At 55.4% G+C, this 21,810-nt stretch carries 18 protein-coding genes, 4 tRNA genes and 1 rRNA gene; all 23 read right to left on the reverse strand.

The features are described 5' to 3' along the window. Positions 1 to 11 precede the first annotated feature (11 nt). Positions 12 to 647 carry a 50S ribosomal protein L3 gene (gene rplC / locus CAG02_RS28120; RefSeq protein WP_007955641.1) on the reverse strand — a complete coding sequence of 212 codons (636 nt, stop codon included), beginning with the start codon at positions 645 to 647 and terminating at the stop codon, positions 12 to 14. An 80-nt stretch (positions 648 to 727) separates the two neighbouring features. Then, entirely contained in the window at positions 728 to 1,039 is a 312-nt protein-coding gene (gene rpsJ, locus CAG02_RS28125) for a 30S ribosomal protein S10 (protein WP_003186070.1), read from the reverse strand. 157 nt (positions 1,040 to 1,196) lie between these two features. Beyond that, on the reverse strand, positions 1,197 to 2,390 hold the full coding sequence (gene tuf, locus CAG02_RS28130; RefSeq protein ID WP_010220303.1) for an elongation factor Tu: 1,194 nt from the start codon (positions 2,388 to 2,390) through the stop codon (positions 1,197 to 1,199). Between the two features lie 31 nt (positions 2,391 to 2,421). After that, a complete protein-coding gene (gene fusA / locus CAG02_RS28135; RefSeq protein WP_085712351.1) occupies positions 2,422 to 4,527 on the reverse strand; it encodes an elongation factor G in 2,106 nt (701 codons plus the stop codon). Between the two features lie 30 nt (positions 4,528 to 4,557). After that, positions 4,558 to 5,031, reverse strand: a complete 474-nt coding sequence (gene rpsG / locus CAG02_RS28140) for a 30S ribosomal protein S7 (protein WP_007957592.1) — start codon at positions 5,029 to 5,031, stop codon at positions 4,558 to 4,560. Between the two features lie 109 nt (positions 5,032 to 5,140). Continuing rightward, positions 5,141 to 5,512, reverse strand: coding sequence for a 30S ribosomal protein S12 (gene rpsL / locus CAG02_RS28145; RefSeq protein ID WP_003186084.1), 372 nt, complete (start codon positions 5,510 to 5,512; stop codon positions 5,141 to 5,143). 215 nt (positions 5,513 to 5,727) lie between these two features. Then, positions 5,728 to 9,927: a DNA-directed RNA polymerase subunit beta' gene (gene rpoC, locus CAG02_RS28150; protein ID WP_085712352.1), complete on the reverse strand. Its 4,200-nt coding sequence runs from the start codon at positions 9,925 to 9,927 to the stop codon at positions 5,728 to 5,730. A 63-nt stretch (positions 9,928 to 9,990) separates the two neighbouring features. Then, positions 9,991 to 14,064, reverse strand: coding sequence for a DNA-directed RNA polymerase subunit beta (gene rpoB, locus CAG02_RS28155; protein ID WP_085712353.1), 4,074 nt, complete (start codon positions 14,062 to 14,064; stop codon positions 9,991 to 9,993). Between the two features lie 220 nt (positions 14,065 to 14,284). Then, a complete protein-coding gene (gene rplL / locus CAG02_RS28160) occupies positions 14,285 to 14,650 on the reverse strand; it encodes a 50S ribosomal protein L7/L12 (RefSeq protein ID WP_007957596.1) in 366 nt (121 codons plus the stop codon). A gap of 79 nt (positions 14,651 to 14,729) precedes the next feature. After that, positions 14,730 to 15,230 carry a 50S ribosomal protein L10 gene (gene rplJ, locus CAG02_RS28165; RefSeq protein WP_011336174.1) on the reverse strand — a complete coding sequence of 167 codons (501 nt, stop codon included), beginning with the start codon at positions 15,228 to 15,230 and terminating at the stop codon, positions 14,730 to 14,732. Between the two features lie 197 nt (positions 15,231 to 15,427). Next, complete coding sequence (gene rplA / locus CAG02_RS28170) at positions 15,428 to 16,123, reverse strand: 50S ribosomal protein L1 (protein WP_011336175.1); 696 nt, start codon at positions 16,121 to 16,123, stop codon at positions 15,428 to 15,430. Further along, positions 16,123 to 16,554, reverse strand: a complete 432-nt coding sequence (gene rplK / locus CAG02_RS28175) for a 50S ribosomal protein L11 (protein WP_003228756.1) — start codon at positions 16,552 to 16,554, stop codon at positions 16,123 to 16,125. The genes rplA and rplK overlap by 1 nt, the downstream gene beginning before the upstream one ends. Positions 16,555 to 16,671: 117 nt before the next feature. Then, complete coding sequence (nusG, locus tag CAG02_RS28180; RefSeq protein WP_007957598.1) at positions 16,672 to 17,205, reverse strand: transcription termination/antitermination protein NusG; 534 nt, start codon at positions 17,203 to 17,205, stop codon at positions 16,672 to 16,674. A gap of 9 nt (positions 17,206 to 17,214) precedes the next feature. Then, the gene (secE, locus tag CAG02_RS28185) at positions 17,215 to 17,583 is read right to left on the reverse strand and encodes a preprotein translocase subunit SecE (RefSeq protein ID WP_007916493.1); all 369 of its coding nucleotides are present in this window, start codon (positions 17,581 to 17,583) and stop codon (positions 17,215 to 17,217) included. Positions 17,584 to 17,628: 45 nt separating this feature from the next. Continuing rightward, positions 17,629 to 17,704 (reverse strand) — tRNA-Trp (locus CAG02_RS28190). Between the two features lie 53 nt (positions 17,705 to 17,757). Then, on the reverse strand, positions 17,758 to 18,951 hold the full coding sequence (tuf, locus tag CAG02_RS28195) for an elongation factor Tu (RefSeq protein WP_010220303.1): 1,194 nt from the start codon (positions 18,949 to 18,951) through the stop codon (positions 17,758 to 17,760). An 84-nt stretch (positions 18,952 to 19,035) separates the two neighbouring features. Then, a tRNA-Thr gene (locus CAG02_RS28200) sits at positions 19,036 to 19,111 on the reverse strand. 26 nt (positions 19,112 to 19,137) lie between these two features. Then, positions 19,138 to 19,211, reverse strand: a tRNA-Gly gene (locus tag CAG02_RS28205). 25 nt (positions 19,212 to 19,236) lie between these two features. Continuing rightward, positions 19,237 to 19,321 (reverse strand) — tRNA-Tyr (locus CAG02_RS28210). Between the two features lie 143 nt (positions 19,322 to 19,464). Further along, positions 19,465 to 19,890 carry a hypothetical protein gene (locus CAG02_RS28215; protein ID WP_085712354.1) on the reverse strand — a complete coding sequence of 142 codons (426 nt, stop codon included), beginning with the start codon at positions 19,888 to 19,890 and terminating at the stop codon, positions 19,465 to 19,467. A gap of 7 nt (positions 19,891 to 19,897) precedes the next feature. Then, complete coding sequence (locus CAG02_RS28220) at positions 19,898 to 20,647, reverse strand: pantothenate kinase (protein WP_085712355.1); 750 nt, start codon at positions 20,645 to 20,647, stop codon at positions 19,898 to 19,900. Further along, entirely contained in the window at positions 20,637 to 21,590 is a 954-nt protein-coding gene (birA, locus tag CAG02_RS28225) for a bifunctional biotin--[acetyl-CoA-carboxylase] ligase/biotin operon repressor BirA (RefSeq protein ID WP_085712356.1), read from the reverse strand. Before birA ends, CAG02_RS28220 begins: the two co-directional genes overlap by 11 nt. Positions 21,591 to 21,722: 132 nt before the next feature. Further along, positions 21,723 to 21,810: ribosomal RNA gene (gene rrf, locus CAG02_RS28230) — 5S ribosomal RNA — on the reverse strand; the annotation flags it as partial.

Consider the following 21,810-nt stretch of genomic DNA (forward strand, 5'->3'; position numbering starts at 1 on the left):
TCAGCTTCCCCTTAACCGCGAGCCTTGGCTGCTGGACGTACAACCAGGTTGCCGCCAGTAGCGCCAGGAACAGCACCCTTGACCAACAACAGATTGCGTTCAGCGTCCACGCGCACTACTTCCAGGGACTGCACGGTCACGCGCTCAGCGCCCATATGACCGGACATTTTTTTGCCCTTGAATACACGACCAGGAGTCTGGCACTGGCCGATAGAGCCTGGGACGCGGTGGGATACGGAGTTACCGTGGGTGTTATCTTGCCCGCGGAAATTCCAACGCTTGATCGTACCCTGGAAGCCTTTACCTTTGGACTGACCGGTTACATCAACCAGTTGACCAGCAGCGAAGATTTCAGCGTTGATCAGATCGCCGGCCTGGTACTCGCCTTCTTCAAGGCGGAATTCCATTACGGTACGACCAGCGGCTACGTTCGCCTTGGCGAAGTGGCCAGCCTGAGCAGCTGTAACACGGGAAGCACGACGCTCGCCGACAGTGACTTGCACTGCACGATAGCCATCGGTTTCTTCAGTTTTGAACTGGGTGACGCGATTCGGCTCGATCTCAATGACCGTGACCGGAATGGAGACACCTTCTTCGGTGAAAATACGGGTCATACCCGCTTTACGACCGACTACACCAATAGTCATGTTGTAAACCTCATGAGTGTACGGGGCTTTCACCCGCTATGGCCGCCCATTTCAGAGCGTTACACGACCAAGACCGAGTCTTAGCCGAGGCTGATCTGCACTTCCACACCGGCCGCAAGATCAAGCTTCATAAGAGCATCAACGGTTTTATCCGTTGGCTGGACGATGTCCAGAACGCGCTTATGAGTGCGGATTTCGTACTGGTCACGCGCGTCTTTGTTGACGTGCGGGGAAACCAGAACGGTGAACCGCTCTTTACGGGTAGGCAGTGGAATTGGACCACGCACTTGAGCACCAGTACGTTTCGCGGTTTCCACGATTTCCTGGGTTGATTGGTCGATCAGGCGATGGTCAAAAGCCTTCAACCTGATACGGATTTGCTGATTTTGCATTGGATTTCAGACTCCGGCTGCTATTCCCACCGGGCGCAATACGCCCGTTAAAAGGAGGCGCAATTCTATAGACGCCCCAGATAGGTGTCAACCCAATAAAAAAGCCCCCGCTAAGCGGGGGCTTTTTCAACTCATCGAAGCTATCTCAAAGAAGAGATTACTCGATGATTTTGGCTACGACGCCAGCGCCGACGGTACGACCGCCTTCACGGATAGCGAAACGCAGACCGTCTTCCATCGCGATGGTTTTGATCAGGGTAACAGTCATCTGAATGTTGTCACCTGGCATTACCATTTCAACGCCTTCTGGCAGCTCGCAGTTACCAGTCACGTCAGTAGTACGGAAGTAGAACTGTGGACGGTAGCCCTTGAAGAACGGAGTGTGACGACCGCCTTCTTCCTTGCTCAGAACGTAAACTTCTGCGGTGAACTTGGTGTGCGGCTTAACCGAACCCGGCTTAACCAGAACCTGACCACGCTCAACGTCGTCACGCTTGGTACCACGCAGCAGAACGCCGCAGTTCTCGCCAGCACGACCTTCGTCCAGCAGCTTGCGGAACATCTCAACACCAGTGCAGGTGGTGGTGGTGGTGTCACGCAGACCAACGATTTCCAGGGCGTCCTGAACGCGGACGATACCACGCTCGATACGACCAGTTACCACGGTGCCACGACCCGAGATCGAGAACACGTCTTCGATTGGCATCAGGAATGGCTTGTCGATAGCACGCTCTGGCTCTGGGATGTAGCTGTCCAGAGTTTCCACCAGCTTCTTGACAGCGGTGGTGCCCATTTCGTTGTCGTCTTTGCCTTCCAGCGCCATACGAGCCGAACCGATGATGATCGGAGTGTCGTCGCCTGGGAAGTCGTAGGTGGACAGCAGGTCGCGAACTTCCATCTCAACCAGTTCCAGCAGCTCTGCGTCGTCTACCAGGTCAGCCTTGTTCAGGAAAACCACGATGTACGGAACGCCTACCTGACGGGACAGCAGGATGTGCTCACGAGTTTGTGGCATCGGACCATCGGCAGCCGAGCAAACCAGGATCGCGCCGTCCATCTGGGCAGCACCGGTGATCATGTTCTTCACGTAGTCAGCGTGACCTGGGCAGTCAACGTGAGCGTAGTGACGAATGTTCGAGTTGTACTCAACGTGCGCGGTGTTGATGGTGATACCGCGAGCTTTTTCTTCTGGAGCGCTGTCGATCTTGTCGAATTCAACTACGGCCGAACCGAAAACTTCGGAGCAGACGCGAGTCAGAGCAGCGGTCAGAGTGGTTTTACCGTGGTCAACGTGGCCGATGGTGCCAACGTTTACGTGCGGTAGGGAACGATCAAATTTTTCTTTAGCCACGACAATTAACTCCTAGCCTAAAGGGGCTGAATCAGCCTTGTTTTTTGGTAACGGATTCGACGATGTGCGACGGAGCCGTATCGTATTTTTTGAATTCCATAGAGTAGCTTGCGCGACCCTGAGACATGGAACGAACGTCGGTCGCATAACCGAACATCTCACCCAGTGGAACTTCGGCACGGATAACCTTGCCGGACACTGTGTCTTCCATACCCTGGATCATGCCGCGACGACGGTTAAGGTCGCCCATCACGTCACCCATATAGTCTTCAGGCGTAACAACCTCTACCGCCATGATCGGCTCGAGCAACTCACCACCGCCCTTCTGGGCCAGTTGCTTGGTCGCCATGGAAGCAGCCACTTTAAACGCCATCTCGTTGGAGTCGACGTCGTGGTAAGAACCATCGAACACGGTAGCCTTCAGGCCGATCAGCGGATAGCCGGCAACAACGCCGTTCTTCATCTGCTCTTCGATACCCTTCTGGATAGCCGGGATGTATTCCTTAGGAACCACACCACCTACTACTTCGTTCAGGAATTGCAGACCTTCCTGACCTTCGTCAGCAGGAGCAAAGCGAATCCAGCAGTGACCGAACTGGCCACGACCGCCGGACTGACGAACGAACTTGCCTTCGATTTCGCAGTTCTTCGTGATGCGCTCACGGTACGAAACTTGAGGCTTGCCGATGTTGGCTTCGACGTTGAACTCACGGCGCATCCGGTCAACCAGGATGTCCAGGTGCAGCTCGCCCATGCCGGAGATGATCGTTTGACCAGTCTCTTCATCAGTTTTAACGCGGAAAGACGGGTCTTCCTGAGCCAGCTTGCCCAGAGCGATACCCATTTTTTCCTGGTCATCCTTGGTCTTAGGCTCTACGGCAACCGAAATAACCGGCTCCGGGAAGTCCATGCGAACCAGGATGATTGGCTTGTCAGCGTTGCAGAGGGTTTCACCAGTGGTGACGTCCTTCATGCCGATCAGGGCCGCGATGTCGCCAGCGCGTACTTCCTTGATCTCTTCACGGGCGTTTGCGTGCATTTGCACCATACGACCCACGCGCTCTTTCTTGCCTTTGACCGAGTTGATCACGCCGTCGCCGGAGTTCAACACGCCCGAGTAAACGCGGACGAAGGTCAGAGTACCCACGAATGGGTCGGTAGCGATCTTGAACGCCAAAGCCGCGAACGGCTCGTCGTCGCTTGCATGACGCTCCATCTCTTCTTCCTCGTTATCAGGGTTGGAACCCTTGATAGCAGGAATGTCGGTCGGAGCAGGCAGGAAGTCGATAACGGCGTCGAGAACCAGGGGAACACCCTTGTTCTTGAAGGACGAACCGCAAACAGCCAGAACGATTTCACCAGCGATAGTACGCTGACGCAGAGCAGCCTTGATCTCGGCGATCGACAGCTCTTCACCTTCCAGGTACTTGTTCATCAGCTCTTCACTGGCTTCAGCCGCAGCTTCAACCATGTTGCTGCGCCATTCAGTGGCCAGCTCGAGCATGTCCGCAGGGATTTCCTTGCGAACAGGAACCATACCCTTGTCAGAGTCGTTCCAGTAAACAGCTTGCATGTTGATCAGGTCGATCTGACCCTGGAAGTTGTCTTCCGAACCGATAGCCAGCTGGATCGGCACCGGAGTGTGACCCAGACGCTGTTTGATCTGACCGATCACGCGCAGGAAGTTGGCGCCAGCACGGTCCATCTTGTTTACGTAAACAAGACGTGGAACGCCGTATTTGTTGGCTTGACGCCATACGGTTTCCGACTGAGGCTCAACACCCGAAGTACCGCAGAACACAACGACAGCGCCGTCGAGTACGCGCAGGGAACGTTCTACTTCAATGGTGAAGTCTACGTGGCCCGGGGTATCGATTACGTTGAAACGATGCTCGTGCGGGTACTGCTTCTCGGAACCTTTCCAGAAGGCGGTAATGGCAGCAGAAGTAATGGTAATACCACGCTCCTGCTCCTGAACCATCCAGTCTGTGGTCGCGGCGCCGTCATGCACCTCGCCCATTTTGTGACTTTTGCCAGTGTAAAAAAGGACGCGCTCGGTGGTGGTGGTTTTACCAGCATCCACGTGAGCGACGATACCGATGTTACGGTAGCGACTAATCGGAGTAGTACGAGCCATAAAGCCCTCGCAAAATTAGTGAAGCTAAAATTAGAAGCGGTAGTGCGAGAAAGCTTTGTTAGCTTCGGCCATACGGTGCACGTCTTCACGCTTCTTAACAGCAGCACCTTTACCTTCAGCAGCATCCAGCAGCTCGCCAGCCAAGCGCAGAGCCATAGACTTCTCGCCACGCTTGCGGGCGAAGTCTACCAACCAGCGCATTGCCAGAGCGTTACGACGGGACGGACGAACTTCGACCGGAACCTGGTAAGTAGCACCACCAACGCGGCGCGACTTCACTTCGACCAGCGGAGCGATGGCGTCGAGTGCTTTTTCGAAGAGTTCCAGGGGATCGGTGCCGGTCTTGCGAGCCGCAACGGTTTCCAGGGCACCATAAACGATACGCTCGGCAACGGCTTTCTTGCCGCTTTCCATAACGTGGTTCATGAATTTGGCGAGGATTTGGCTTCCGTATTTCGGATCGTCCAGAATCTCACGCTTTGCTGCTACGCGACGTCTTGGCATTGATAAGCCCTCAAACGGTCTTCAGGTTAGTTCGGGACAGATCCTTGAGGATTCGCGCCCGACCTTACTCTTATCGACTCAATAAAATGAAAATCTGCAAAACGGCCGATTACTTCGGACGCTTGGTACCGTACTTCGAACGACCCTGGTTACGGCCTTTAACGCCGGAAGTATCCAAGGAGCCGCGAACGGTGTGGTAACGAACACCTGGCAAGTCTTTTACACGACCGCCGCGGATCAGTACCACGCTGTGCTCTTGCAGGTTGTGGCCTTCACCACCGATGTACGAGGAAACCTCGAAACCGTTGGTCAGACGCACACGGCATACTTTACGCAGTGCCGAGTTAGGTTTTTTCGGCGTAGTGGTGTACACACGGGTGCACACGCCACGACGTTGCGGGCAGTTCTGCAGCGCAGGCACGTCGGATTTCTCGACGATACGCTTACGCGGCTGACGTACCAGCTGGTTGATAGTTGCCATCTACTAGCTCCACTGTTGTCTTGCGACGCTATTGTCTTGCAAGAAAAGCAAAATGGCAGGAACGGATTCCCGCCAAATTTAGGGGATCAAGAGTCTAAAGAGGATCTTGTCCCCAGTCAAGGCAAGGCCCCGACCTCCCCGCTCGTCGAACCTCGACAAATTGTCTCGATTCGATGAACGGTTAGATCAGGGCCTCAGCTCATTTATCGCAGAACTCAGTTACCGCTCGAGTTCAGCGCTTCGGTCAGTGCAGCTTCCACTTCACTGGCGCTTACGCGCAACGGCTTGTCTGCATCACGACGACGCTTGCGCTCGCTGTGATAAGCCAGACCGGTACCGGCCGGGATCAGACGACCCACAACCACGTTTTCTTTCAGGCCGCGCAGGTAATCGCGCTTGCCGGTTACGGCCGCTTCGGTCAGTACGCGGGTGGTTTCCTGGAAGGAAGCCGCCGAGATGAACGATTCGGTCGACAACGACGCCTTGGTGATACCCAGCAGAACGCGGGTGAACTTGGAGACAAACTTGTCTTCCGCGTTCAGACGCTCGTTCTCTACCAGAACGTGAGTCAGTTCCATCTGGTCGCCCTTGATGAAGCTGGAGTCGCCGGACTCGGAGATCTCAACTTTACGCAGCATCTGACGCAGGATGGTCTCGATGTGCTTGTCGTTGATCTTCACGCCCTGCAGACGGTAAACGTCCTGGATCTCGTTAACGATGTACTTGGCCAGCGCGCTCACACCCAGCAGACGCAGGATGTCGTGCGGATCGCTCGGACCGTCGGAGATAACTTCGCCGCGGTTTACCTGTTCGCCTTCGAACACGTTCAGGTGACGCCACTTCGGAATCAGCTCTTCGTACGGATCGCTACCGTCGTTCGGGGTGATGACCAGACGGCGCTTGCCCTTGGTCTCTTTACCGAACGCGATGGTGCCGCTGACTTCAGCCAGAATCGACGCTTCTTTCGGACGACGGGCTTCGAACAGGTCGGCAACACGCGGCAGACCACCGGTGATGTCACGGGTCTTCGAAGTTTCCTGCGGGATACGAGCGATAACATCACCGATCGCAATCTTCGCACCGTCCGCAACACCGACCAAAGCGTTGGCTGGCAGGAAGTACTGAGCGATAACGTCAGTGCCTGGCAGCAACAGATCCTTGCCGTTGTCATCGACCATCTTCACAGCAGGACGAATGTCCTTGCCGGCAGCCGGACGATCTTTCGGATCAAGTACTTCAATGTTGGTCATACCGGTCAATTCGTCAGTCTGACGCTTGATCGTGATGCCTTCTTCCATGCCCACGTAGGTCACGGTACCTTTCATTTCGGTAACGATCGGGTGAGTGTGCGGATCCCACTTGGCCACGATGGCACCAGCGTCGACCTTGTCACCTTCTTTAACCGAAATCACAGCACCGTACGGCAGCTTGTAACGCTCGCGCTCACGACCGAAGTCGTCAGCAATCGCCAGCTCACCGGAACGGGACACGGCAACCAGGTTGCCATCCACACGCTCAACGTGCTTCAGGTTGTGCAGACGGACGGTACCGCCGTTCTTCACCTGAACGCTGTCGGCTGCGGAAGTACGGCTTGCCGCACCACCGATGTGGAACGTACGCATCGTCAGCTGGGTACCCGGCTCACCGATGGACTGGGCAGCGATTACGCCGACCGACTCACCGATGTTCACCTGGTGACCACGAGCCAGGTCACGGCCGTAGCACTTGGCGCAGATGCCGTAGCGGGTTTCGCAGCTGATCGGCGAACGCACGATCACTTCGTCGATGCTGTTCAGCTCGATGAACTCGACCCACTTCTCGTCTACCAGAGTGCCGGCAGGAACGATGACGTCCTCGGTACCCGGCTTGAATACGTCACGGGCAATGACACGACCCAATACGCGCTCACCCAGCGGCTCTACAACGTCACCGCCTTCAATGTGCGGAGTCATTACCAGGCCGTGCTCGGTGCCGCAATCGATCTCGGTCACGACCAGATCCTGCGCCACGTCTACCAGACGACGAGTCAGGTAACCGGAGTTCGCGGTTTTCAACGCGGTATCCGCCAGACCCTTACGAGCACCGTGAGTCGAGATGAAGTACTGGAGTACGCTCAGACCTTCACGGAAGTTCGCGGTAATTGGCGTTTCGATGATGGAACCGTCCGGCTTGGCCATCAGACCACGCATACCGGCCAGCTGACGAATCTGTGCTGCGGAACCCCGCGCACCCGAGTCGGCCATCATGTACATCGAGTTGAACGATTCCTGCTCGACTTCGTCACCGTGACGGTCGATGACTTTCTCTTTCGAGAGGTTGGCCATCATCGCCTTGGAAACTTCATCGTTCGCTTTCGACCAAAGGTCGATCACTTTGTTGTACTTCTCGCCCTGGGTTACCAGGCCGGAGGCGTACTGGCTCTCGATCTCTTTCACTTCGTCGGTGGCAGCACCGATGATGCGGGCTTTTTCATCCGGGATAACGAAGTCGTTAACACCGATGGAAACGCCGGAAATGGTCGAGTAGGCAAAACCGGTGTACATCAACTGGTCAGCGAAGATCACGGTCTCTTTCAGACCAACCACGCGGTAGCACTGGTTGATCAGTTTGGAGATCGCCTTTTTCTTCATCGGCAGGTTGACGACGTCGAACGACAGACCTTTTGGCACAACCTGGAACAGCAGCGCACGGCCGACAGTGGTGTCGACGATACGGGTGTTGTTCACGCTGTTGCCGTCACGATCGTTCACGGTTTCGTTGATACGAACCTTGATCTTGGCGTGCAGTGCGGCTTCGCCGGCACGGAACACACGGTCAACTTCCTGCAGATCCGCGAACACACGACCTTCGCCCTTGGCGTTGATCGCTTCACGAGTCATGTAGTACAGACCCAATACAACGTCCTGCGACGGAACGATGATTGGCTCACCGTTGGCTGGCGACAGAATGTTGTTGGTCGACATCATCAACGCACGCGCTTCGAGCTGGGCTTCCAGCGTCAGCGGTACGTGCACGGCCATTTGGTCGCCGTCGAAGTCGGCGTTGTACGCAGCACAGACCAGAGGGTGCAGCTGGATAGCCTTACCTTCGATCAGTACCGGTTCAAAAGCCTGGATACCCAGACGGTGAAGGGTCGGTGCACGGTTGAGAAGAACAGGGTGTTCGCGAATCACTTCAGCGAGAACGTCCCAAACTTCCGGCAGCTCGCGCTCGACCATTTTCTTGGCCGCTTTGATGGTGGTCGCCAGACCACGCATTTCCAGCTTGCCGAAAATGAACGGCTTGAACAGCTCGAGAGCCATTTTCTTCGGCAGACCGCACTGGTGCAGACGCAGGGTCGGGCCTACGGTAATTACCGAACGACCGGAGTAGTCAACACGCTTACCGAGCAAGTTCTGACGGAAACGACCTTGCTTACCCTTGATCATGTCAGCCAGGGATTTCAGAGGACGCTTGTTCGAACCAGTGATAGCGCGGCCACGACGACCGTTGTCGAGCAGAGCATCGACAGCTTCCTGCAACATACGCTTTTCGTTGCGCACGATGATGTCCGGAGCGGACAGATCCAGCAGGCGCTTCAAACGGTTGTTACGGTTGATCACTCGACGATACAGATCGTTGAGGTCGGAAGTCGCGAAACGACCGCCATCCAGCGGAACCAGTGGACGCAGATCTGGCGGCAGAACCGGCAGAACGGTCAGCACCATCCACTCTGGCAGGTTGCCGGAACCCTGGAAGGCTTCCATCAACTTCAGACGCTTGGACAGCTTCTTGATCTTGGTTTCGGAGTTGGTTTGCGGAATCTCTTCACGCAGACGGCCAATCTCGTGCTCCAGGTCGATAGCGTGCAGCAGTTCACGGACAGCTTCAGCACCCATGCGGGCGTCGAAATCGTCACCGAACTCTTCCAGCGCTTCGAAGTACTGCTCGTCGTTCAGCAGCTGACCTTTTTCAAGAGTGGTCATGCCTGGATCGATAACGACATAGCTCTCGAAGTAGAGAACGCGTTCGATATCACGCAGGGTCATGTCCATCAGCAGGCCGATACGGGACGGCAGCGATTTCAGGAACCAGATGTGGGCAACCGGCGAAGCCAGTTCAATGTGCGCCATGCGCTCACGACGAACCTTGGCCAGTGCAACTTCAACGCCGCACTTCTCGCAGATCACACCACGGTGCTTCAAGCGCTTGTACTTACCGCACAGGCACTCGTAATCCTTTACCGGGCCAAAGATCTTGGCGCAGAACAGACCGTCACGCTCAGGTTTGAACGTACGGTAGTTGATGGTTTCCGGCTTTTTAACTTCACCGAACGACCACGAGCGGATCATCTCAGGCGAGGCCAATCCGATACGGATGGCGTCGAACTCTTCGACTTGACCCTGGTTTTTCAGCAAATTCAGTAGGTCTTTCAAGGCCTTTCCTCCTGGCGGAGCAGAGAGCGGGCAATCCTGCCCCGCTCTCGATCGCGTCACGTGTTATTCGGTTTCCAGATCGATATCGATGCCGAGGGAACGAATTTCCTTGATCAACACGTTGAAGGACTCGGGCATGCCCGGCTCCATACGGTGATCGCCGTCCACGATGTTTTTGTACATCTTGGTCCGGCCGTTCACATCGTCCGACTTCACTGTGAGCATTTCTTGCAGAGTGTAAGCAGCACCGTATGCTTCCAGTGCCCAGACCTCCATCTCCCCGAAACGCTGACCACCGAACTGCGCCTTACCACCCAGCGGCTGCTGGGTAACCAGGCTGTACGAACCGGTAGAACGCGCGTGCATCTTGTCGTCTACCAAGTGGTTCAGCTTCAGCATGTACATGTAGCCAACGGTAACTGGACGCTCGAACTTGTTGCCGGTACGGCCGTCGGTCAGCTGCATCTGGCCGCTTTCTGGCAGATCCGCCAGTTTCAGCATGGCCTTGATTTCGCTTTCCTTGGCACCGTCGAACACTGGAGTGGCCATTGGAACGCCGCCACGCAGGTTCTTCGCCAGATCCAGGATTTCCTGATCGGAGAAGCTGTCCAGATCTTCGTTACGACCGCCGATCTGGTTGTAGATCTCGTCCAGGAAGGTACGCAGCTCAGCGACTTTGCGCTGCTCTTCGACCATCCGGTTGATCTTCTCGCCCAGACCTTTGGCCGCGAGGCCCAGGTGGGTTTCAAGGATCTGACCAACGTTCATACGCGAAGGTACGCCCAGCGGGTTGAGGACCACGTCGACCGGGGTGCCATTGGCATCGTGCGGCATGTCTTCAACCGGCATGATCACGGAGACCACACCCTTGTTACCGTGACGACCGGCCATCTTGTCGCCCGGCTGGATGCGACGACGGATTGCCAGGTAAACCTTGACGATCTTCAGCACGCCTGGAGCCAGGTCATCGCCCTGCTGCAGTTTGCGCTTCTTGTCTTCGAACTTGTCGTCCAGCAGACGGCGACGATCGACGATGTAGGCCTGAGCCTTCTCGAGCTGCTCGTTCAGAGCATCTTCAGCCATGCGTAGTTTGAACCACTGACCATGCTCAAGACCGTCGAGTACTTCGTCGGTGATGTCCTGACCTTTCTTCAGGCCCGCGCCGCCTTCAGCCTTGTGGCCTACCAGAGCGGAACGCAGACGTTCGAAGGTCGCGCCTTCAACGATGCGGAACTCTTCGTTCAGATCCTTGCGGATCTCGTCCAGCTGGGTTTTCTCGATCGACAGGGCACGAGCATCACGCTCAACGCCGTCACGAGTGAAGACCTGCACGTCGATGACAGTACCTTTGGTACCGGTAGGTACACGCAGGGAAGTGTCTTTAACGTCGCTGGCTTTTTCACCGAAGATCGCGCGCAGCAGTTTTTCTTCCGGAGTCAGTTGGGTCTCGCCTTTCGGAGTGACCTTACCGACCAGGATGTCGCCTGCGCCAACTTCAGCACCTACGTAAACGATACCGGCTTCGTCCAGCTTGTTCAGTGCAGCTTCACCCACGTTCGGGATGTCCGCAGTGATTTCCTCTGGGCCAAGCTTGGTGTCACGGGCCACACAGGTCAGTTCCTGAATGTGGATCGTGGTGAAGCGGTCTTCCTGAACCACACGCTCGGACAGACAGATGGAGTCTTCGAAGTTGAAGCCGTTCCATGCCATGAACGCGATGCGCATGTTCTGACCCAGAGCCAGTTCACCCATGTCGGTGGACGGACCGTCGGCCATGATGTCGCTACGCTGAACGCGATCACCCTTGCTCACCAGCGGACGCTGGTTGATGCAGGTGTTCTGGTTCGAGCGGGTGTATTTGGTCAGGTTGTAGATGTCGACACCGGCTTCACCGGTTTCAACTTCGTCATCGGCAACACGAACCACGATACGGCTGGCATCAACGGAGTCGATCACGCCGCCACGACGAGCCACGACGCAAACGCCGGAGTCGCGAGCCACGTTACGCTCCATGCCGGTACCTACCAGCGGCTTGTCGGCACGCAGGGTTGGTACAGCCTGACGCTGCATGTTCGAACCCATCAACGCACGGTTGGCGTCGTCGTGCTCGAGGAACGGAATCAGCGACGCTGCAACCGAAACTACCTGCTTCGGCGAAACGTCCATCAGGGTTACTTCTTCAGGCGCCTTGACGGTGAATTCGTTCAGGTGACGTACGGCTACCAGTTCGTCGATCAGGACTTTCTGGTCGTTCATGGTCGCCGAAGCCTGCGCGATCACGTGATCGGCTTCTTCAATAGCGGACAGGAACACGATCTCGTCGGTAACCACACCCTCTTTCACCACACGGTACGGGCTCTCGAGGAAGCCGTACTGGTTGGTGCGAGCGTAAGCCGCCAGGGAGTTGATCAGACCGATGTTCGGACCTTCCGGCGTTTCGATCGGGCAGACACGACCGTAGTGAGTCGGGTGTACGTCTCGAACTTCGAAGCCCGCGCGCTCACGAGTCAGACCACCAGGGCCGAGTGCGGAGACACGACGCTTGTGGGTAATCTCGGACAGCGGGTTGTTCTGGTCCATGAACTGCGACAGCTGGCTGGAACCGAAGAACTCTTTCACCGCCGCAGCCACTGGCTTGGCGTTGATCAGGTCTTGCGGCATCAGGCCTTCGCTTTCAGCCATCGACAGACGCTCTTTGACCGCACGCTCAACACGTACCAGGCCAACGCGGAACTGGTTCTCGGCCATTTCGCCTACGCAGCGAACACGACGGTTACCCAGGTGGTCGATGTCGTCGACGATGCCTTTACCGTTACGGATGTCGACCAGGGTCTTCAGTACCGCGACGATGTCTTCCTTGCACAGCACGCCCGAACCTTCGATCTCGGTACGACCGATACGACGGTTGAACTTCATCCGGCCGACCGCAGACAGGTCATAACGCTCAGGGCTGAAGAACAGGTTGTTGAACAGGGTTTCGGCAGCGTCTTTGGTTGGCGGCTCGCCTGGACGCATCATGCGATAGATTTCGACCAGCGCTTCCAATTGGTTGCTGGTGGAGTCGATCTTCAGAGTGTCAGAGACGAACGGACCGCAGTCGATATCGTTGGTGTACAGAGTTTCGATGCGAACGACGCCGGCCTTGGCGACTTTCGCCAGGACTTCAGTGGTCAGCTCGGTGTTGCACTCTGCCAGGATTTCGCCGGTTGCCGGATGCACGATAACCTTGGCGGTGGTGCGACCCAGGACGTAGTCCAGAGGCACGTCCAGCTCTTTGATCCCGGCTTTTTCCAGCTGGTTGATGTGACGGGCAGTGATACGACGACCCTGCTCGACAATTACCTTGCCTTTGTCATCCTGAATATCGAGAACAGCAACTTCACCGCGCAGACGCTGAGGTACCAGTTCCAGGCTCAGGGTCTCGCCCTTAACGTGGAATACGTTGGTGGTGTAGAAAGCGTCCAGCACTTCTTCGGTGGTATAGCCGAGCGCGCGCAGCAGTACCGAGGCCGGCAGCTTGCGACGACGGTCGATACGTACGAATACGCAGTCCTTCGGATCGAACTCGAAGTCCAGCCAGGAACCGCGGTAAGGAATGATGCGTGCGGAGTACAGCAGTTTTCCGGAGCTGTGCGTCTTGCCACGGTCGTGGTCGAAGAACACGCCCGGGGAGCGGTGCAACTGGGAAACGATCACACGCTCGGTACCGTTGATTACGAAGGTACCGTTCTCAGTCATCAGGGGGATTTCACCCATGTAGACTTCTTGCTCTTTGATGTCCTTGATCGCTTTGTTCGACGATTCTTTGTCGAAAATGATCAGGCGCACTTTTACCCGCAAAGGTACGGCGAAAGTTACACCGCGCAATACGCATTCTTTGACATCAAATGCCGGTTCGCCCAGGCGATAACCGACGTACTCCAGCGCAGCATTGCCGGAGTAGCTGATGATCGGGAAAACGGATTTGAAGGCCGCATGCAGGCCCACGTCGCGGAACTGATCTTTAGTCGCTCCCGCTTGCAAGAATTCACGATACGAATCCAGCTGGATGGCCAGGAGGTAAGGCACATCCATGACGTCCGGCAACTTGCTAAAGTCCTTGCGGATACGTTTTTTCTCAGTATATGAGTAAGCCATCAGCGTTCCCCAGCTTGGTCACCTGCTTGTTTGGCCCCTCCCGACGGGAGCAGCCAGAAAATCGTGCAAACCCCATGGTTTGCGCCATCACATCGGATGGTTACAGCTCGTTATCGGCACCGACCGAGTCGGCTGCCAATAACGGAAAAAGGCCGGTGGCAAGAGCCACCAGCCATCAGCCTGTCGCTTGACGCTCGGGCTGGAGGAGCAAAGTCGATGCTTACTTCAGCTCGACTTTAGCGCCTGCTTCTTCCAGCTTTTTCTTAGCGTCTTCAGCAGCTTCTTTCGAAACGCCTTCAGCTACAACCTGAGGAGCGCCGTCGACTTTCTCTTTGGCTTCTTTCAGGCCCAGACCGGTCAGTTCACGAACTGCCTTGATCACGTTTACTTTCTTCTCGCCGGCTTCAACCAGAACAACGTTGAACTCGGTTTGCTCTTCAACAACAGCGGCAGCAGCAGCTGGACCAGCAGCAGCAACAGCAGCGGTCACGCCGAAGGTTTCTTCCATTGCTTTGATCAGCTCAACAACTTCCAGAACGGTTTTCTGGCCGATTGCTTCGATGATTTGTTCGTTAGTCAGAGACATGACTCAATTCCTGATTTGGTGGACAGCCTGTACGGCCGTCGAAATAAACAAAAATACGCGAGATTGGAAACGCTCAGCCTCAGGCTGCAGCAGCTTCTTTCTGATCGCGAATTGCCGCCAGAGTACGAGCCAGCTTGCTGGTAGCGCCTTGAATCACGCTCATCAGTTTCGCAATAGCTTCGTCGCGAGTTGGCAGGCTTGCCAGCACGTCGATCTCATTCGCTGCGAGGAACTTGCCCTCGAACGAAGCTGCCTTGATCTCGAACTTATCCTGACCCTTGGCAAATTCCTTGAACAGACGAGCAGCAGCGCCCGGGTGTTCGTTGGAGAATGCGATCAGGGTCGGGCCGGTGAACGCGTCGTTCAGCACTTCGTACGAAGTGCCAGCAACAGCGCGCTTGAGCAGGGTGTTACGTACAACACGTACGTAAACGCCAGCTTCACGAGCCTCTTTACGGAGTCCGGTCATTGCGCCTACTGTTACGCCACGGGCATCAACCACGACAGCGGACAGAGCGACTTTGGCAGCCTCGTTGACTTCAGCGACGATGGCCTTCTTGTCTTCGAGATTAATTGCCACGGGTTTAACTCCTGCTTGTTACCGTTTCATTCGATCGAAACCGAATGTCGTTTTGGTGTCTGATTCGGTAAGGAACCGGGAGCACCATCTGCGTAGGCTTGAGGTTTAAGACTTGCGTCGCCTACGGTCTTGGATAGCCCCCGCCAGGCAGGGACCCCAATCTTTCAATTGGCGCAGTCACCTGCGCCAATTTTGTCTTACGCGTCCAGCGAGCTCTGGTCGATAACCAGACCTGGGCCCATGGTGGTGCTCAGGGTAACGCGCTTGACGTAGATACCTTTCGAGGAAGCTGGCTTGATACGCTTCAGGTCAGCGATCAGGGCTTCAACGTTTTCCTTCAGCTTGACGGCATCGAAGCCGATCTTGCCAACGGAAGTGTGGATGATGCCGTTTTTGTCGGTGCGATAACGAACCTGACCAGCCTTGGCGTTTTTAACCGCGGTGGCTACGTCTGGAGTTACGGTGCCGACTTTCGGGTTAGGCATCAGGCCACGTGGACCGAGGATCTGACCCAGTTGACCTACAACGCGCATGGCATCCGGGGATGCGATCACTACGTCATAGTTCAGGTCGCCGCCTTTCATTTCGGCAGCCAGTTCGTCCATACCTACGCGGTCAGCGCCGGCAGCCAGAGCGGCCTCGGCAGCTGGACCCTGGGTGAACACAGCAACGCGAACGGTCTTGCCAGTGCCGTGTGGCAGCACAGTAGCGCTACGAACGACCTGGTCGGATTTACGCGGGTCTACGCCCAGGTTAACGGCCACATCGAACGACTCGACGAACTTGGCAGCTGGCAGCGAGGCCAGCAGAGTTGCGGCCTCTTCGAAGTTGTAGGACTTGCCTGCTTCGATCTTTTCAGCGATAGCCTTTTGGCGCTTGGTCAGCTTAGCCATTACACACCCTCCACGTTAAGGCCCATGCTACGAGCAGAACCGGCGATAGTGCGCACGGCTGCATCCATATCAGCTGCAGTCAGATCCGCGTTTTTGGTTTTCGCGATTTCTTCCAGCTGAGCACGGGTAACAGTGCCAACCTTAACGGTGTTCGGACGAGCGGAACCGCTGGTCAGACCGGCCGCCTTCTTCAGCAGAACCGAAGCAGGGGTGGATTTGGTTTCGAAAGTGAAGCTACGGTCGCTGTAGACAGTGATGATCACTGGAGTCGGCAGACCAGCTTCCAGACCCTGGGTACGGGCGTTGAAAGCCTTGCAGAATTCCATGATGTTCACGCCGTGCTGACCCAGAGCAGGACCAACAGGTGGGCTTGGGTTAGCCTGAGCGGCCTTCACTTGCAGCTTGATGTAAGCGGTAATCTTCTTGGCCATGAGGCACTCCAATTACGGGTTCGAACGCCTCGAAAGGCTCCCCGGTTACTTGCGCGTTTATCCCAGTGACGACAAAACCCCACAGCCTAGGGCTGCGGGGTTGGGATGCTTGTCCAGTTAGACCTTTTCGACCTGACTGAACTCCAACTCTACCGGAGTAGAGCGACCGAAAATGAGCACTGCCACTTGGATCCGACTCTTTTCGTAGTTAACTTCTTCAACAACACCGTTAAAGTCAGCGAAAGGACCGTCATTGACACGAACGGTTTCACCTGGCTCGAACAACGTCTTCGGCTTCGGTTTGTCGCTACCGTCAGCAACGCGACGCAGAATCGCCTCAGCTTCTTTATCAGTGATTGGCGCAGGCTTGTCAGCAGTACCGCCGATAAAACCCATCACCCGAGGAGTATCCTTGACCAAGTGCCAAGTACCCTCGTTCATATCCATCTGCACCAGCACATAACCAGGGAAGAACTTGCGTTCGCTTTTGCGTTTCTGGCCATTACGCATTTCAACCACTTCTTCAGTGGGAACCAGAATTTCGCCGAAGCCATCTTCCATGCCAGCCAGCTTTACACGCTCGATGAGCGAGCGCATGACATGCTTCTCGTAACCCGAGTAAGCATGCACAACGTACCAACGCTTAGCCACGGGACACCCTTAGCCGACAATCAAGGAAACAAGCCAGCCGAGCAGGGAATCAAGCCCCCACAACAGCAACGCCATAACCAGAACAACAGCCACAACAATCAGAGTGGTCTGCGTGGTTTCTTGGCGAGTTGGCCATACGACTTTACGAATCTCGGTACGAGCTTCCTTAACCAGTACAAAGAAAGACTTGCCCTTGGCAGTCTGCAGGCCTACAAAGGCAGCTACAGCAGCAATGACAAGCAAAGCGAGTACACGGTACAGGATCGGCGAAGCAGAGTAATACTGATTGCCTACAACGCCAACCACCACCAAAGCGACCACTACAAGCCACTTGAGCAGATCGAAGCGAGAGCCTTGAGCTTCAGCCTTAGGAGTCATCTATGAAGATCCTGTGAAAAGAAAGCCAGACACACCGAGTGAATCTGGCAGGTCAGGAGGGAATCGAACCCCCAACCTACGGTTTTGGAGACCGTCGCTCTGCCAATTGAGCTACTGACCTAAAACAAAATCAGGCCGACCATTATGCCGGCCCGAAAAATACATTACAACTACTTACTCAATGATTTTGGCTACGACGCCAGCGCCGACGGTACGACCGCCTTCACGGATAGCGAAACGCAGACCGTCTTCCATCGCGATGGTTTTGATCAGGGTAACAGTCATCTGAATGTTGTCACCTGGCATTACCATTTCAACGCCTTCTGGCAGCTCGCAGTTACCAGTCACGTCAGTAGTACGGAAGTAGAACTGTGGACGGTAGCCCTTGAAGAACGGAGTGTGACGACCGCCTTCTTCCTTGCTCAGAACGTAAACTTCTGCGGTGAACTTGGTGTGCGGCTTAACCGAACCCGGCTTAACCAGAACCTGACCACGCTCAACGTCGTCACGCTTGGTACCACGCAGCAGAACGCCGCAGTTCTCGCCAGCACGACCTTCGTCCAGCAGCTTGCGGAACATCTCAACACCAGTGCAGGTGGTGGTGGTGGTGTCACGCAGACCAACGATTTCCAGGGCGTCCTGAACGCGGACGATACCACGCTCGATACGACCAGTTACCACGGTGCCACGACCCGAGATCGAGAACACGTCTTCGATTGGCATCAGGAATGGCTTGTCGATAGCACGCTCTGGCTCTGGGATGTAGCTGTCCAGAGTTTCCACCAGCTTCTTGACAGCGGTGGTGCCCATTTCGTTGTCGTCTTTGCCTTCCAGCGCCATACGAGCCGAACCGATGATGATCGGAGTGTCGTCGCCTGGGAAGTCGTAGGTGGACAGCAGGTCGCGAACTTCCATCTCAACCAGTTCCAGCAGCTCTGCGTCGTCTACCAGGTCAGCCTTGTTCAGGAAAACCACGATGTACGGAACGCCTACCTGACGGGACAGCAGGATGTGCTCACGAGTTTGTGGCATCGGACCATCGGCAGCCGAGCAAACCAGGATCGCGCCGTCCATCTGGGCAGCACCGGTGATCATGTTCTTCACGTAGTCAGCGTGACCTGGGCAGTCAACGTGAGCGTAGTGACGAATGTTCGAGTTGTACTCAACGTGCGCGGTGTTGATGGTGATACCGCGAGCTTTTTCTTCTGGAGCGCTGTCGATCTTGTCGAATTCAACTACGGCCGAACCGAAAACTTCGGAGCAGACGCGAGTCAGAGCAGCGGTCAGAGTGGTTTTACCGTGGTCAACGTGACCGATAGTTCCGACGTTGACGTGCGGTAGGGAACGATCAAATTTTTCCTTAGCCATCGATATCACCCCTAACAGAAGAAATAAGCAAACAACCCTAGCCATTAAAACAAAGGCAGATATTTTCATATCTGCCTTGTTATATGGAGCTCTTGAGCGGATTTGAACCGCTGACCTCACCCTTACCAAGGGTGTGCTCTACCAACTGAGCTACAAGAGCGTAACACTTTGCACAATCTGCAAACTTGGAGCGGGTAGCGGGAATCGAACCCGCATCATCAGCTTGGAAGGCTGAGGTTCTACCACTAAACTATACCCGCGGAGCCTGCAGCTCACGCTAAAATCTGGTGGAGGGAGAAGGATTCGAACCTTCGAAGTCGTAGACGTCAGATTTACAGTCTGATCCCTTTGGCCGCTCGGGAACCCCTCCTAATCAGGCCGGCATTCTATACTATGCCAAACCCTTGTCAAGCATTTTCTCATTTAAAAACCTGAGGTTAGCTGCGTTGACATCACCTCACTGCTTAAACCCTTTCAGGTCTTCGCTGTGGAGCGGGCGCCATTCTATGCAAACTATTCCGCAGGTGCAACCCCCTCACACAGCATTATTTTATGTTTTAACTCATTGAATTCCTTGGAAAGGTTTTGCATCTGAACATCCCCCAGCAAACGCTGGGTTTCGGGTGTAATTCGGAACCAATATGCATTGCTGGAAAGGTCTTTAGGCACAGCCTGAGCCTTCACTCCCAACTCAGCCAGACCCTGCCCCAGAGCCTGTGCCACTTCAGGACGACTCAACCCACCTATATATAGACACTGCCCATCAGTCTTCACGCCCCGCGCAGCATCACCAGCCTCGCTCAGCAAACGGATATCCTGCTGCGAACCGCTATAAAGACGCAGAGGCGTGACATCCTTTGCACGCAATGGCGCCTCCTGCTGATGCCAGACGTAATAAAACACATTGAGTACAAGAAGCAGGAGAAACAACCAACGCATACAAACCTCAGGACAAAGGACATGCCATAGCCAAACCTACGAACACTAAATCGGGAACCACCTTGGCCTCAGGCACAACATCCGACACCAGCTCGGCGTCACCTCCAGTGATGAAAACACTGAAGCCTTCTCCCCAGTAGGAACGCGCCATCTCCAACTGCGTCAGTACGAATCCCCTGAGCATCAACGAACAGCCACGCTCCACCGCCTCGACCGTATTGCGCCCCGGAACGTGACTCGTCAATGCACGCTCCGCCGCCAGGTCGCCATAGCGAATCCTTCGAGTATGCGTACGCAATTGATTTCGCATCAATGGCATACCAGGACAAATGAAGCCTCCCAAGTGCTCACCTTCCGACGAGATGAAATCAGCAGTCACCGCCGTCCCAAAATCAAGAACCAGGCAAGCCCCACCAGCCAGATGAAAGCCACCAAGCATCGCCAGCCAGCGATCAAGGCCCAGACGCTCGTAGTCCTCATAGCCGTTCTTGACGCCAGACATTTCGCGAGCCGGTGTCGCACAAACAACGGATATATCGAACTCACGCTTGAGGAGGCCAATCAGCAAATTGGTCTCGTCTTCTGTTCTTACACTGACAAGGCGGCATTTGCCGAGAGACAACCTATCGAGCGAGCGAAGATTGCCGACCAATGCCCCATCAGAGTCAACCACCCCTTCCGCGATCAGGGTACCGGCCTCGCCATTCAGCACCCGCCACTTGATAAAGCTGTTTCCGCAATCAAGCTCAAGAATCATCACGCAACCTCAAGCTGAGCTCACCACCACTAAAGACTCTTTCCACACCATCTACCTTCAATCGCAGCGCACCTTGATTATCGACCCCCAGCACCACGCCATCTATCTGAGTGACGCCGGCAGTGAGAGAAACCGGCTGCCCTTGCCATAAATGGCTCGCCTCCCACTCTGCCTGAAGCGCTGAGAAACCGCCTGATTGGTGACGCTGCAAATAAAGTTGCAACTGCTTACTCAGCTCAACCGCCAGACTATTGCGATCACAAGGTTTCCCCGACTCGAGCCTTATCGATGTCCACTGCTGATCAACCTCGTCGGATGTTTGCATGTTCACGTTTACGCCAATACCCAGCACCACATGACACACATCTGCCGGATCCCCAACCAGCTCCAACAAGATTCCCGCGATTTTTTTTCGCCCCACCAAAACGTCATTGGGCCACTTCAACCCGGCACCCGCCACTCCAAGCGCTCGCAAGGTTTGCATGACCGCAAGACCGACAACAAGACTTAGCCCTTCAAGCTGGCGCATCCCACCGTCAATACGCAACACGAGACTGTAATAGAGGTTCTCGGCAAACGGACTTACCCATTTGCGACCTCTGCGCCCACGTCCGGATATTTGTCGTTCAGCCAGCACCAGAAAGGGGGCCATTTGACCGCGCTCAACGGCGCGCAGCGATTCGGCGTTGGTAGAGTCGATTGAGCTGAAGACACTCACGGACCAGCCTGCAAGACTTTCCTCTATCTTGAGCGGGTCGAGCAACGCCAGCGGCGAAGCCAACTTGTAGCCTCGTCCTCGAACTTTATGTATGGACAGCCCCAGCTCAGCCTCGAGATGCTGAAGCTGCTTCCACACCGCACTTCGACTAATTCCCAGGGTGGCTCCCAGAGCCTGGCCGGAATGGAATTGCCCATCCTTCAGAAGGTTCAACAACGTCAGCATGCAGGTCTCGCCTCGGAATGAGGCCCGAATAATAGCCATGCGCCGAGCTGTTGCATAGAATTCAAACAGCCCACTTTCCTGCGGGCAAAACAAAACCCCAACTGCTTTCGCAATTGGGGTCTCGGAATTTAATCTTGACGATGACCTACTCTCACATGGGGAAACCCCACACTACCATCGGCGATGCATCGTTTCACTTCTGAGTTCGGGATGGGATCAG

This window comes from Pseudomonas sp. R43(2017) (assembly GCF_002112345.1).
Classification (GTDB): domain Bacteria; phylum Pseudomonadota; class Gammaproteobacteria; order Pseudomonadales; family Pseudomonadaceae; genus Aquipseudomonas; species Aquipseudomonas kribbensis.